The 12,678-nt window shown below is 63.0% G+C and carries 13 protein-coding genes; 8 read left to right on the top strand and 5 right to left on the bottom strand.

Annotated features, from left to right (window positions below; translation table 11 throughout):
- Positions 1-15 precede the first annotated feature (15 nt).
- Together ACJ8QF_RS02015 and ACJ8QF_RS02010 are read right to left on the bottom strand one after the other, a co-directional pair.
- Positions 16-1,119: an adenosylhomocysteinase gene (locus ACJ8QF_RS02015; protein WP_033633846.1), complete on the bottom strand. Its 1,104-nt coding sequence runs from the start codon at positions 1,117-1,119 to the stop codon at positions 16-18.
- 45 nt (positions 1,120-1,164) lie between these two features.
- Positions 1,165-2,109, bottom strand: coding sequence for a GlxA family transcriptional regulator (locus ACJ8QF_RS02010; protein ID WP_015377043.1), 945 nt, complete (start codon positions 2,107-2,109; stop codon positions 1,165-1,167).
- 91 nt (positions 2,110-2,200) lie between these two features.
- On the opposite strand from ACJ8QF_RS02010, the gene ACJ8QF_RS02005 reads away from it, so the two are divergent.
- Positions 2,201-2,878 (top strand): DJ-1/PfpI family protein, encoded by a 678-nt coding sequence (locus tag ACJ8QF_RS02005; protein WP_265260860.1) that lies wholly within the window; start codon positions 2,201-2,203, stop codon positions 2,876-2,878.
- A 50-nt stretch (positions 2,879-2,928) separates the two neighbouring features.
- Positions 2,929-3,492: a DedA family protein gene (locus ACJ8QF_RS02000; protein WP_015377041.1), complete on the top strand. Its 564-nt coding sequence runs from the start codon at positions 2,929-2,931 to the stop codon at positions 3,490-3,492.
- Between the two features lie 16 nt (positions 3,493-3,508).
- Here the strand turns inward: ACJ8QF_RS02000 and ACJ8QF_RS01995 are convergent, their stop codons facing one another.
- Positions 3,509-4,402 (bottom strand): LysR family transcriptional regulator, encoded by an 894-nt coding sequence (locus ACJ8QF_RS01995; RefSeq protein ID WP_004939692.1) that lies wholly within the window; start codon positions 4,400-4,402, stop codon positions 3,509-3,511.
- Positions 4,403-4,514: 112 nt separating this feature from the next.
- Here ACJ8QF_RS01995 and ACJ8QF_RS01990 point away from each other — a divergent pair, with 112 nt between their 5' ends.
- Both ACJ8QF_RS01990 and ansP read left to right on the top strand, forming a co-directional pair.
- Positions 4,515-4,952, top strand: a complete 438-nt coding sequence (locus ACJ8QF_RS01990; RefSeq protein ID WP_004939694.1) for a PACE efflux transporter — start codon at positions 4,515-4,517, stop codon at positions 4,950-4,952.
- Between the two features lie 431 nt (positions 4,953-5,383).
- Positions 5,384-6,850 (top strand): L-asparagine permease, encoded by a 1,467-nt coding sequence (ansP, locus tag ACJ8QF_RS01985; protein WP_004939697.1) that lies wholly within the window; start codon positions 5,384-5,386, stop codon positions 6,848-6,850.
- A 38-nt stretch (positions 6,851-6,888) separates the two neighbouring features.
- Here the strand turns inward: ansP and ACJ8QF_RS01980 are convergent, their stop codons facing one another.
- Positions 6,889-7,668, bottom strand: coding sequence for a HalD/BesD family halogenase (locus ACJ8QF_RS01980; protein ID WP_265260861.1), 780 nt, complete (start codon positions 7,666-7,668; stop codon positions 6,889-6,891).
- Positions 7,669-7,785: 117 nt separating this feature from the next.
- On the opposite strand from ACJ8QF_RS01980, the gene ACJ8QF_RS01975 reads away from it, so the two are divergent.
- Entirely contained in the window at positions 7,786-8,682 is an 897-nt protein-coding gene (locus ACJ8QF_RS01975) for a LysR substrate-binding domain-containing protein (protein ID WP_265260862.1), read from the top strand.
- Here the strand turns inward: ACJ8QF_RS01975 and ACJ8QF_RS01970 are convergent.
- A complete protein-coding gene (locus tag ACJ8QF_RS01970; RefSeq protein WP_049187178.1) occupies positions 8,667-9,419 on the bottom strand; it encodes an SDR family NAD(P)-dependent oxidoreductase in 753 nt (250 codons plus the stop codon). The genes ACJ8QF_RS01975 and ACJ8QF_RS01970 overlap by 16 nt on opposite strands.
- Positions 9,420-9,571: 152 nt before the next feature.
- Between ACJ8QF_RS01970 and ACJ8QF_RS01965 the strand changes: the two genes are divergently transcribed.
- From ACJ8QF_RS01965 to ACJ8QF_RS01955, 3 genes are all read left to right on the top strand, one after another.
- Positions 9,572-10,336 carry an arylamine N-acetyltransferase family protein gene (locus ACJ8QF_RS01965; RefSeq protein ID WP_265260863.1) on the top strand — a complete coding sequence of 255 codons (765 nt, stop codon included), beginning with the start codon at positions 9,572-9,574 and terminating at the stop codon, positions 10,334-10,336.
- Between the two features lie 123 nt (positions 10,337-10,459).
- A complete protein-coding gene (locus ACJ8QF_RS01960) occupies positions 10,460-11,089 on the top strand; it encodes a response regulator transcription factor (protein WP_274850850.1) in 630 nt (209 codons plus the stop codon).
- Positions 11,089-12,630 (top strand): MASE1 domain-containing sensor histidine kinase, encoded by a 1,542-nt coding sequence (locus ACJ8QF_RS01955; RefSeq protein WP_442537222.1) that lies wholly within the window; start codon positions 11,089-11,091, stop codon positions 12,628-12,630. The genes ACJ8QF_RS01960 and ACJ8QF_RS01955 overlap by 1 nt, the downstream gene beginning before the upstream one ends.
- Positions 12,631-12,678 lie beyond the last annotated feature (48 nt).

Below are 12,678 nucleotides of genomic sequence, written 5' to 3'. Positions count from 1 at the left end.
CCCGCGTAGAAAAAGTTACAGCGCCGGCTGCCAGGCCGACTGCGGCAACAGGTACAACCCCGGCGTTTGCCGCGCCCCTGCACCGACGATATGGCCGATGCCGGCCGCCATCACCGCCAGCGTGACGTCGAAGGCGTTGAGGCTGTCGCCGTAGCCGGCGGTCAGGTTGAACATCGAACCGTTGGCCAGCAAATAGACCGTCTTCTCATTGAGTTGGTAAGCGTTCACATAAGGCATCGGCTCGTGGTGCGGCAGGCCCTTGAGGAAGCCGACGTCGATCTCTTCCGCCACGTGGCCGACGTTGAGGATAAACACGCCGTCCTGCGCCTGTTGCAGATGCTGCGCCGAGAGCACGTTTTTCGCGCCGGTCGCGGTGGCGATCACGTCCGCCTGCGCGACCCCGCTCGCCAGATCCACCACCTGCCAGCCGTCATAACGCGCCTGCAGCGCACGCGCCGGGTCGATTTCCGCCACCATCACCTGGCCGCCGTAGGCCCTGGCCGCGGCCGCCGTCCCCTGCCCGACCAGACCGTAGCCGATCACCAGCACGCGCTTTTCATGCAGCGTCAAATGGGTGGTCTGGAAGAAGGTGTGCCAGGCGGTCAGCCCAACCATATGCCGATTGTGCAGCCCTTCTTTCACCGGCAGATCGTCCCAGTTGAAGATCGGGTAGCGCGGCGCCACGCCGTTTAACCGATTGATGCCCGATCCGGTGGCCTCCAGCCCGGCGACGATCTGCGGGCCGTTCGGCGATTGGTGCAAACGGGTGGTCAAATCCGCTCCCATTTCGCACAGGTGGGTCGGCTGCCAGGCCAACGCGCGATCGAAAGATTCCGACCATTCGCCGGCGCTCATGTCACGCCAGGCATAGGCCTGCGCGCCCCGCCGTTCCAGCCAGGCCACCACGTCGTCCTGCACCGTAGTGGGATTGCAGGTGGTCAGAAAGATCGCCGCGCCCTTGTCCAGCAGGCCGGCCACCAGCGGCGCCATTTTCAGATCCAGGTGCATATTGCACGCCAGCCGCACCCCGTGCAGGTCCGGCAACGCCGCCACCGCCGCCCGGGTGCGCGGCATATGACGCGTCGCCCAGCTCAATTCGCTCTCAAAATCCTGATACATCCGTTGCTCCTCTGGTGTGCCCCGCCGCCAGGCGTGGCAAAAAAGTTATCCCGCGCGGCCGAGCCGGCGGATCGCCTGCGGCGACAGGCCAAATACGCGGATAAACGCCCGCCTCATGCGTTCCGGATCGCTGAACCCCACCGAACGGGCGATCGCTTCCAGAGGCTCGGCGCTCTCTTCGATGCGCACCCTGGCCGCCTCTACCCGCAATTGCTCGACCACCTTGGCCGGCGTCTGCCCGGTTTCAGCGCGGAACAGCCGGCCGAACTGACGCTCGCTCAGGCAGGCGGCGTCGGCCAGATCCGCCACCGACAGCGGCTGGTGCAAATGTTCGCGCGCGTACGACAGCGCGGCGCGCATGCGATCCGACGACGGGTTCAACGCCAGCAGCAGCGAATACTGCGACTGCCCGCCGGGGCGGCGGTGATAGACCACCAGCTGCCGCGCCACGGCCGCCGCCAGGGTGGCGCCCAGATCGTCCTCGATCAGCGCCAGCGCCAGATCGATGCCGGCGCTGATGCCCGCCGAGGTCCAGATATCGCCGTCGCGGATGAAAATGCGGTTGCTGTCGACGCGGATACGCGGATAACTCTGCTGCAGCCGCGCCGCATGATACCAGTGAGTGGTGGCGCGTTTGCCGTCCAGCAGCCCGCAGGCCGCCAGAATAAACGCCCCGGTGCATACGCTGGCGATACGCCGCGCTCGTCGGCTTTGGTTGGCCAGGAACGCCACCAGCGCCGGTGACTGTGCCGCCATCACGTTGCCGCTGCCGCCGGCCACCACCAACGTATCGAAACGCTCGTCGCCGCACGGCTGCGTGGCGATTTCCACCCCGGCCGAGCTGGCGACCATGCCGCCCTGCGGCGAGATCGCCACGCAGCGGTAGGCCGGCGGGTCAGTGAACTGGTTGACGTTATCGAACGCCGCCAGCGGGCCGGCAAAGTCCAGCAGGTTGAAACCGGGAAAAACCACAAAACCGATCGTTTTCATGATGGCGCTTTTTGAGGGTTATCTGTCATATCAGCCAAATGCAGGGCGGCTATTATGGCCCAGGTCCAACGATAAAAATGAGGCGAATGTCATGTCTGAACCACTCGTGATTGTATTTCCCATCTATCAAGGCGTCACCCAGCTCGATTTCACCGGCCCACTGCAGTTTCTGCGCCGCATGCCGGGCGCGGAAATCATCGTCGCTTCAGTAGACGGCGCGGATGTCGAGTCGGAAGGCTTACACTTCACCCAGCTGCGCCCGCTGCCGGAGATCGCGCGCTGCGATGTGCTGTGCGTGCCGGGCGGCAGCGGCTGCACCCAGGCGCTGCAGGATAAAGCATTCATGCAGCAAATCCGGCGGCTGGGCGCCGATGCCCGCTATCTGACTTCGGTATGCACCGGTTCGCTGATCCTGGCCGCCGCCGGCCTGCTGCCGGGCAAACGCGCCGCCTGCCACTGGTCGATGCGCGACAGCCTGAAGCTGTTCGGCGCCGTGCCGAGCTCAGCGCGCGTGGAGCGCGACGGCAACGTGATCAGCGGCGGTGGCGTTACCGCCGGCATCGATTTCGCGCTGGCGCTGATCGCCGAACTGCACGGCGAAGAGACCGCCCAAATGATCCAGCTCTATCTGGAATACGCCCCGGCCCCGCCGTTCGAGGGCGGCACGCCGGAATTGGCCCCGCCGCACATTTACGCCAGGGTACAGGCACAAATGGCGGAAAGTCTGGCGCAGCGCAGAGCGTTGGTGGCCCAGATCGCCCAAGGCTAGCGATCGGGCGTATACTTGCCCTTATGCGTCAGTCACATAAGGAGTAAGGAATGACCGATTTGGCCCACTACATTACGGACTATGGCTACTGGGCGTTGTTTATCGGCTGCCTGGCGGAAGGGGAAACCATCACGCTGCTGGGCGGCATCGCCGCTCATGAAGGGCTGTTGCACTGGCCGTGGGTGATCGCAGTGGTGGCGCTGGGCGGCATGATGGGAGACCAGCTGTTGTACTTCGCCGGCCGCCGGTTTGAAGGCCGCGTCATCTCGCGGCTCAAGGGGCAGGAAAAGCGCATCGCGCGCGCCAGAAGGCTGATCGCCCGCCACCCGATGCTGTTCGTTATCGGGGTGCGTTTCATGTACGGTTTCCGCATCATCGGCCCGGTGCTGATCGGCGCCAGCCGCCTGCCGCCGTCGCGCTTCGTACCGCTCAATATCCTCGGCGCCATTTTATGGGCGACGATCTTCGTCATGCTCGGTTATTTTGGCGGCCAGGCGATCGAACGCTTCGTTACCGGCTTCGACAAAAAGCTCTCCAGCCTGCTGTTTGTCGCGCTGGCGATCGCCGCTATCCTGCTGGTGCGTTTCTGGTGGCGTAAACGCCACCCGGAGTAAGCAAACGCAGCGGGCGTCAGCTTTCCTGCGGCGCCGCGCGCATCAGCTCGACCAGCTCGCGCGCCGCCTTGTCCAACGGGCGATTCTTAAGCCAGATCAAATGCATCGGCAAGCGCAGCTCGTTCTTGGTGTTTTTGAATTTCAGCCGCACCAACCGCCCCTGCGCCAGCAGCGGCTCGGCCAGCGACAGCGGGAAGTTGCCCCAGCCCAGGCCCGCCTCCACCATGTTCAGCGCCATCGGCAGGCTGTCGGTGCGCCAGTACGCCTCCGCCACCTGCGGACGCAGATCGCCGATCGGCAGATCGCGGCTGGCCACCATGATCTGCCGCACGTTGACCAGATCCTCGAGAAACAGCTCACCCGCCGCGCCGTCCAGCGCCGGGTGCTGCGGCGACAGCATCGCCACCAGCGACTCCGCGCCGACGAAGTGGAACTGTTCCGCGCTGTTGACGTTCAGCCCGCCGAACGCCAGACAAACGCCGATGCGCCCCTCGTGCAGCATGTGCAACACGTCGTCCTGCGGCGCGCTGAGCACTTCGATGTTCAGCAGCGGATAACGCTGCGACAGCGTTTTCACCGCCGCCAGCAGGCCGGCGCCGTTGATATCCGACGCCACGCCGATCGAAAGCCGACTCTCCAGCCCCTGAGACAGTTCGATGGCGTGCACCTGCAGCTGCTTGAGCTGCCCGGCGATCAGGCGGGCGTGCGGCGCCAGAGCCAGCGCCAGCGCAGTCGGCGTCGGTTCACGGTGAGAACGGTCGAACAAGGCAAAACCGAGCTCCGCCTCCATGTTGGCGATGGCCATGCTGACGGCGGAGGGCACGCGCCGCAGCGCGCGGGCGGCGGCGGAAAACGAGCCGCGATCGAGCACCGCCAAAAACAGTTCGATATTGTCGCTGGAAAAATTCATTGTTTTATCTGTCAGTAAAACTGACAGCTCCTGACTTTTTCTATCAATGTAATTGACGTTATCTTAGCCGCCGTCGCCACAGAGGCAACTAAAAACAGATCGGGAGAAAACGATGCAAGGCGTCAAACGCAAACTGGTGTATGTCACCGCTTATGAAATCATCGGCATGGCGATCTCGGCGCTGGGGTTGGCGCTGCTGTCGGGTCATGCGCCGAGCAGCACCGGGCCGCTGGCAGTGGTGATCACCACCATCGCGGTCAGCTGGAACTTTATTTACAACTATTTATTCGAGTGGTGGGAAAGCCGCCAGGTGTCACGCACCCGCACGCTCAAACGCCGCATTTTGCACGCCGTCGGCTTTCAGCTGACGCTGGTGGTGTATCTGATCCCGCTGATCGCCTGGTGGATGGGCATCACGCTGTGGCAGGCGCTGCTGCTGGATATGGCGCTGATCGTCATCATTCCTTGCTACACCTTCCTGTTTAACTGGGCGTTCGACAAGCTGTTCGGCCTGCCCGCATCGGCCCTGCCGGCCGGTGAGTCGGCCTAAGACTCGTTACGCCCCCACCGACCCGTTGCTTATCCCATTTTCTGCGCGGGTCGCCATTTCCTTCCTCTTATTTCTCGTCGCGAAATATAAGAACAACACCCTGTAATTTGCACGGTAATTATTATTTTGTGATTTTAATCACTTTTTATTCTTCGATATTTCCGTCTTGATAAAACATCACATCTTTTTGAATAATATATCCTTTTATATTTGGATTAAAAAATAAACACACTTGTTCACGTTTTATGCGCAGTATTTTTTGCCACCATTACGGAGAAAAGGTAGCATGCTTCGCCGTTATTTTAATGATGGCTGTATACACAATAAACAGCGGAATGATGCCACGACCTCATTCTCATAACGATTGGTCATAGCAATCGTTTGCTCTCATTAAGAGCAGGGTTAACATAGACAGGTAAACAGGACGGATAATGCACTCACAAAAAAAGTCGGCGGATGACAAACACGCCGCCAGAAGACGCTGGCTAGACTCTCATGAATCCGGTTATCACAAAAGCATGGGCAACCGGCAAATCCAAATGATCGCCATCGGCGGCTCCATCGGCACCGGCTTGTTCCTCGGTACCGGCGGCCGTCTCGAACTGGCCGGGCCGGCGCTGGCGCTGGTCTATCTGGTGTGCGGGATCTTCTCTTTCTTCATCCTGCGCGCGCTGGGCGAACTGGTGCTGCATCGCCCTTCCAGCGGCAGCTTCGTTTCTTACGCCCGCGAATTCCTCGGTGAAAAAGCCTCTTACGTCGCCGGCTGGATGTATTTCCTCAACTGGGCAATGACCGGCATCGTCGACATCACCGCCGTGGCGCTGTACATGCACTATTGGGGCACCTTCGCCGACGTGCCGCAGTGGCTGTTCGCCCTCGGCGCGCTCGGCATCGTCGCCACCATGAACATGATCGGCGTGAAGTGGTTCGCCGAGATGGAGTTCTGGTTCGCGCTGATCAAGGTCGCCGCCATCGCGCTGTTCCTGATTGTCGGCGTCGTCTTCCTCGGCACCGGCACCCCGGTCGCCGGCCACACTACCGGCATGCACCTGATCACCGAAAACGGCGGCATGTTCCCGCACGGCCTGTTGCCTGCTCTGGTGCTGGTGCAAGGGGTGATCTTCGCCTTCGCCGGCATCGAGCTTATCGGCACCGCCGCCGGCGAGTGTAAAGATCCGGCCAAAATGATGCCTAAAGCGATCAACAGCGTGATCTGGCGTATCGGCCTGTTCTACGTCGGCTCCGTGGTGCTGCTGGTGCTGCTGCTGCCGTGGAACGCCTATCAGGCCGGCCAAAGCCCGTTCGTCACCTTCTTCAGCAAGCTGGGCGTGCCTTACATCGGCACCATCATGAACATCGTGGTGTTGACCGCCGCGCTGTCCAGCCTCAACTCCGGCCTCTACTCCACCGGCCGCATCCTGCGTTCACTGGCGATGGGCGGCTCCGCGCCGAAGCTGATGGCCAAAATGAGCAGCCAGCAGGTGCCTTACGCCGGCATCCTGGTCACCTGCGGCATCTATGTGATCGGCGTGGTGCTCAACTACCTGGTGCCGGCGCAGGTGTTCGAGATCGTGCTGAACATCGCCTCACTGGGCATCATCGCCTCCTGGGCGTTTATCATCGTTTGCCAGATGCGCCTGCGTAAAGCCGTGCGCGAAGGCCGCGCGCAGCCGGTGTCGTTCAGAATGCCGGGCGCGCCGTTCACCTCCTGGCTGACGCTGGCGTTCCTGCTGGTCGTGGTGGTGATGATGGCCTTCGACTACCCGAACGGCACCTGGACCATCGCCACCATTCCGGTGTTGGCGGTGCTGCTGACGCTGGGCTGGTTCGGCCTGCGCAAACGCGCGCAGGAAGTGAAGCTGGAACAGCAGGCTCACGAAGAACAGAGCCAACGCTGAATCGACAAACCGCCCTCCAGGGCGGTTTTTTTTATCCGCTATAACCGCCCGTAGAACGTCATTCGGGCGCTTTCCGACAGCATCACGTCCGGCTGCGCATTGTAGGCCAACACCACCAGCATGCGCGTGGTGTCGCCTTCGGTCGGCGTCACCCGGTGCATGGCGTTGCGTCCGCGAAACAGCACCAAATCCCCCTCCTCCATCGCCAGCCGTTTGACCGCCCGCTCGCCGTCCAGCACCTGCGTGACCCCGGCATAGTTCATCTCGCCGCGATCGGCATCGCGCAGGTTCTCCACGTATTCGAAGCGCCCGCCCGCCTGCGGTTTCTGGATCAGCAGCGTGATGGCGAACGAGGAGTTGTCAAAATGCCAGCCCAGCTCCTGACCGGTATGGGCGTAATGCAGGTTGATCGACGACAGCCGATCGGCGTAGGGATACAGCTGCGCCTCGCCCAGCACCGCACACAGGAACGCGCGAAACGCCGGAGCGTCGTACAACGCGCGCAGCGGCGACTGCGGCGGAATATCCTCGTCGGTAATGCAGCCCTTGGACGACGACACCAGCCGGTTGCGCGCATGGTCGGCCGGCAGCGCGTCGTCCTGCGGCCGTAGATAAACGTTGTGTTTGCTGGTGGCGTAAAACGCCGCATGGTGCTGTTCAGCGCCCTCCAGCCGCACCGTCGCCAGCGCGGCTTCACGCAGAAATCCCGGCAGCACCAGCGCGCCGGCGCGCGCCAGCGTTTGTCGGCAGCGGGCGCGGAACGCGGCGTCATCGATGGGATGGGTGGACAGATCGATAATATCGGCAAGTGGCGGCATGACGTTCCCCTCGTGTGCGAAAGCCGGATGCCTCTCACTGTAGCGAATGCCGCATTGCCGCCATAACAAAAATACGTTATGGATAAGCTAACGAATTCTTAGCGATAAGCCCTGCTCATGCACTCACCGTCCCGTGCGCGCTTGCCCAAGCTGAGCGCCATTCTGGCGTTCGAAACCGCCGCTCGCACCGGCAGTCTGGCCCGTGCGGCGGATGCGCTGGCGCTGACCGCCGCCGCAGTCAGCCAGCAGATCCGCCAGCTCGAACAACATCTGGGCATCACGCTGTTCATTCGCGCCAAAAGCGGCGTCACGCTGACCGAACAGGGCGCGGACTACCTGGCCTACGTGCAGGAGGCGTTTGAAACGCTGCGCGTCGCGCAGCAACACGTCGAACGCCAGCGCGGCAAACAGGCGCTGACGGTGTTCGCCCTGCCGGCGCTGGCGTCTAAATGGCTGAATCCGGCGCTGGGCGACTGGCTGGCGCAGTACCCCGACGGCGATCTGCGGCTGCACGCGACCCATGCGGCGATCGATTTCGCCCATTCGGCGGCGGATTTCGCCCTGTGCTTCGGCGATCAGGATTATCCGCTGCTGGAAAAGGTGCAGCTGTTTCAGGATCGGGTGCAGCCGGTATGCAGCCCGGCGCTGCGCGATCGCGGCGACTGGACGCAGCTGCCGCTGATCCACGTCGACTGGGGCAAGGAGAGCCAGTTTCTGCCGGGCTGGCACGAGTGGTTCACCGCCGCCGATCGGTCGCCGCCGCCGCGGCGCGGGCTGACCTATAACCTGACCTCGCTGGCCATCGACGCCGCCGTACAAGGGCGCGGGGTGCTGCTCGGCCAGCGGCGGCTGATCGCCCGTGAACTGGCGGAGGGCCGGCTGGTCACCCTGGCCGAACCGGCGCTGCCGCTCAGCAAGCCCTACTACGTGGTTTACCCGCCGCGCACGCTGGAAAAACCCGGCGCAGCGGCGTTTCTCCGCTGGCTGCAGGCGCTGGCTCAGCACGCGGTATAACCGCCGTCGATGCTGTAAAACGCACCGGTGGTGAAACTGCTGTCGTCCGAAAGCAGGAAAGCCACCGTTTTCGCCACTTCTTCCCGCGTCGCCATTCTCCCCATCGGGTGCGAAGCGGCCATCTGCGCCCGCGCCGACGCCGGCAGTTCCCCCATCGCCGGCGTATCTACATAACCCGGCCCGACGGCGTTGACGCGCACGCCGCGCGTAGCGAATTCCAGCGCCGCCGAGCGCGTCAGGCCCAGCACGCCATGCTTGGCGGCGGTATAGGGCGCAATCCCGGCAATGCCCACCACGCCGTTGGCGGAAGAGAGGTTCACCACCGCCCCGCCGCCGCCGGCGACGATCGCCGGCAGGCCGTACTTCATGCCGAAAAACGTGCCGCTCAGGCAGGTGGCGATCACCTCATGCCAATCTTCGACCGTGTACCGATCGATATCCACCTCGTGCGGGCCGGTGATCCCGGCGTTGTTGACCAGCAGGTGCAGCGCGCCGCAGCGCCGCACGATCTCTTCAATACCCTGCTGCACCGACTGCGCGTCGCGCACGTCCATCCGCAACGTCATCACCCGCCGGCCGTCGGGATCGAGCCGCGCGGCGGCGGCGGCGAGAGGCGCAGCGTGGCGGCCGGTCATCACCACCGTGGCTCCGCGCCGAAACAGCTCGGCGGCGATCGCTTCGCCAATGCCGGTGGACGCGCCGGTCACCAGCGCCACCCGATGTTTGAAATCTTGCATAGCCGTTCTCCTGCAAAGTTGAGTTCAAGGGGAACAGGCTAGCGCCGGCAAGTGACAGTTTGCGGCAGCAGTGACAACGCAGCACGTAATGCGCTCACAAACGCCGCAAAGCCCGCTATTTTATGCCTACTTTTTCTCATGCGAGACACCCTGTGGATACCCAACGCTACCTGCAGCATATCGGCTTTGCCGGCACCGCCCGCCCCGATCTCCCCACGTTGCAACAGCTGCACCATCGCCACATGCTGAGCGTACCGTTCGAGAACCTGAGCATTATTTATCATCAGGGCATTCAGCTGGCGCCGGAGGCGCTGTTCAGCAAGGTGGTCGAACGTAACCGCGGCGGCTTCTGTTATGAACTGAATACGCTGTTCGCCCTGCTGCTGCGGGAGATCGGTTTCAAGGTGAGCTTCATCTCCGGTGAGATCCGCGCGCGCGACGGCCATTTCGGCCCGCCCTACGATCATCTGGCGCTGCGGGTGGATCTGGCGGGGCAGGCCTGGCTGGTGGATGTCGGTTTTGGCGATTCCTTCCTGACGCCGCTGAAGATCGTCGTCGCCGAGCCGCAACCGCAGGCCAGCGGCACCTTTCACCTGGAGCGGGAAGGCGAGTATTACCTGCTGGAGCGCCGCAACGGCGACCAACGCTCGCATGCCAAAACGCTGTATCGCTTTACCGTTCAGCCGCGCGAGTTGCACGAGTTCGACGAGATGTGCCGATTCCACAGCACCTCGCCGCAGTCGCACTTCACCCAGCGCCTGGTGTGTTCACGGCCGACGGAGCACGGCCGGGTGACCCTCAGCGACATGAAGCTGATCGTGACCGAAGATCACCAGCGCCACGAAACGACGCTGCATTCGGAAGAGGAACGGCGCGCCGTACTGTGGCAGCATTTCGCCATCGATTTGGAGCGTTGACGGCGCCGGCGGCGCCCTTTTATTACGATTCTGTTACACCGATTGCATAACCGCGCTTGGCTGATTGCCAGCACCGCGGCGGCAGGCATCATAGGGCCATGATTCGGCAACAGAGTGCGAAAAATGATCCGTGTGATACTGGTGGATGACCATGTGGTGGTGCGCTCCGGCTTTGCGCAATTGCTCAGCCTCGAGGACGATCTCGACGTGGTGGGGCAATACAGCAGCGCGGCGGCGGCCTGGCCGGCATTGCTGCGCGACGACGTCAGCGTCGCGGTGATGGACATCGCCATGCCGGATGAAAACGGCCTGAGCCTGTTGAAACGCCTGCGGGCGCAAAAGCCGCAGTTTCGCGCGATCATCCTCAGTATCTATGATACCCCGACCTTCGTGCAGAGCGCGCTGGATGCCGGCGCCAGCGGCTATCTGACCAAACGCTGCGGGCCGGAAGAACTGGTGCAGGCGGTGCGCTCCGTCGATATGGGCGGCCATTACCTGTGCGCCGACGCGCTGCGGGCGCTGCGCGGCGGCGAGCAGCCGACCGCGGCGCTGGAAGCGTTGACCCCGCGCGAGCGCGAGATCTTCGATCTGCTGGTCAAAGGCGACAGCGTAAAGGAGATCGCTTTCAAGCTCGATCTCAGCCACAAAACGGTGCACGTGCATCGCGCCAACGTCCTGGGCAAGCTGCAGTGCAGCAGCACCATTGAACTGGTGCATTTCGCCCTCGACCATCAACTGCTGGCGGGGCATTGATGTCGCCCCGCTTCCGGCCCTGGGTTATCTCGCTGTTTATCCTGTTGGCCTGGGGCAGCGGCTGGCTGATGCTGTGGACGCTCGGTTTCTACCTGACCCACAACGGCAATCAGGCGGCGCTGTTTCTGCCCCACGGCGTCTATCTCGCGCTGCTGATCCTGCTGGGGCGGCGCTATTGGCCCGCCCTGATAGCGCCGCCGGTGCTGCTGCTGTTCTGGCTGCACGGCGAACGCCTGCTGAGCGGCTACGGCCTGCTGGCCGCCCCGTTCATCACCCTGATCCCGGCTCTTCTCGCGCAACGGGTCTGGCGCCGTTTTCCGCTCTACTGGCAACGGCTGACGCTGCTGCTGGCCGCAGTGACCGCCGCCTCGCTGCTCAATACCGCCCTGCTTGCGCCTTTCGCACACAGCCCGGCGATGCTGCTCGGCCTGGCGTCATTTACCGGCGGCGTCTTGCTGACCCCGTTCGTCTACCTGATTTTTGAATTTCTGCGCCAGCAGCACCGCTACCATCTGCTGGGGCTGGACACCAGCAACCCGCCGCTGCGCGCGTCCTTAATCATCTGGTGCAGCCTGTTTTTCGTTATCGGCATCGGCACCCAGATGGTGCTGTCGCCGGAAATCGAACGCCTGCTGCTGATCGTGGTGTTTTTGCCGAACGTGGTGATGGCGTGGAAGTTCGGCTGGCAGGGCGGCGTGCTGTCCGGCCTGCTCGGCAGCATGATGATCACCCTCGCGCGGCAGGTCGGCGTGGGGTTCGGCAATCTGGTCGAGCTGGAAATCTTTCTGGCGACGCAGGCGCTGCTTGGCATCGGTCTGGGCATCGCCATCAGCCGTCAGCAGCACCTGGCGCAAAACCTGCACCACTATCGCCGACGGCTGGAAGAAGAGCTGGCGGCGCGGCGGGCGTTGACCGAAAAACTGATCCACACCGAAGAAGACACGCGAAAGAACCTGGCGCGCGAGCTGCACGATGAAATCGGCCAGAACATCACCGCCATTCAAATTCAGTCGCAGCTGGTCAAGCGGGCGCGCGATCCGGCACAAACCCAGGCCGCCGCGAACCAGATAGCCGATCTCGCCCGGCGCATACATCACTCCACGCGCCAGCTGCTGCGCCAGCTGCGCCCGCCCGCGCTGGACGAACTGGCGTTCAAAGACGCGCTTCACCACCTGCTGAATGAATTCGCCTTCAGCGAACGGGGCATCCGTTGCCGTTTCGACTACCGGCTCATCGACACGCCCGCCGGCGAGACGGTGCGCTTCACCCTCTACCGGCTGCTGCAAGAGCTGCTCAACAACGTGTGCAAACACGCCGAAGCCAGCGAAGTCGCCATCGTTTTGTATCAACAGGGGGCACTTTTGCACCTCGAGGTGCGGGACAACGGCATCGGCATCCGTGCGGACAAGGCGCCCGGCCTCGGCATTCAGGGGATGCGCGAACGGGTCAGCGCGCTCGGCGGCGAACTGACGCTGGACACGCAGCGCGGCACGCGGGTAATTGTTAACCTGCCCACAAATTTGCAACAAACGGCCGACTAACTAGGAAAAAGTCTTAGCCAGTCCGGACTTTCTCTCATCCCCTTTCCC

It is taken from the genome of Serratia sp. CY81684, from assembly GCF_052166595.1.
GTDB lineage: Bacteria > Pseudomonadota > Gammaproteobacteria > Enterobacterales > Enterobacteriaceae > Serratia > Serratia nematodiphila.
The sequence above is the reverse complement of the archived record's forward strand: the minus strand, read 5'-3'. Positions and strand labels throughout refer to the sequence as shown.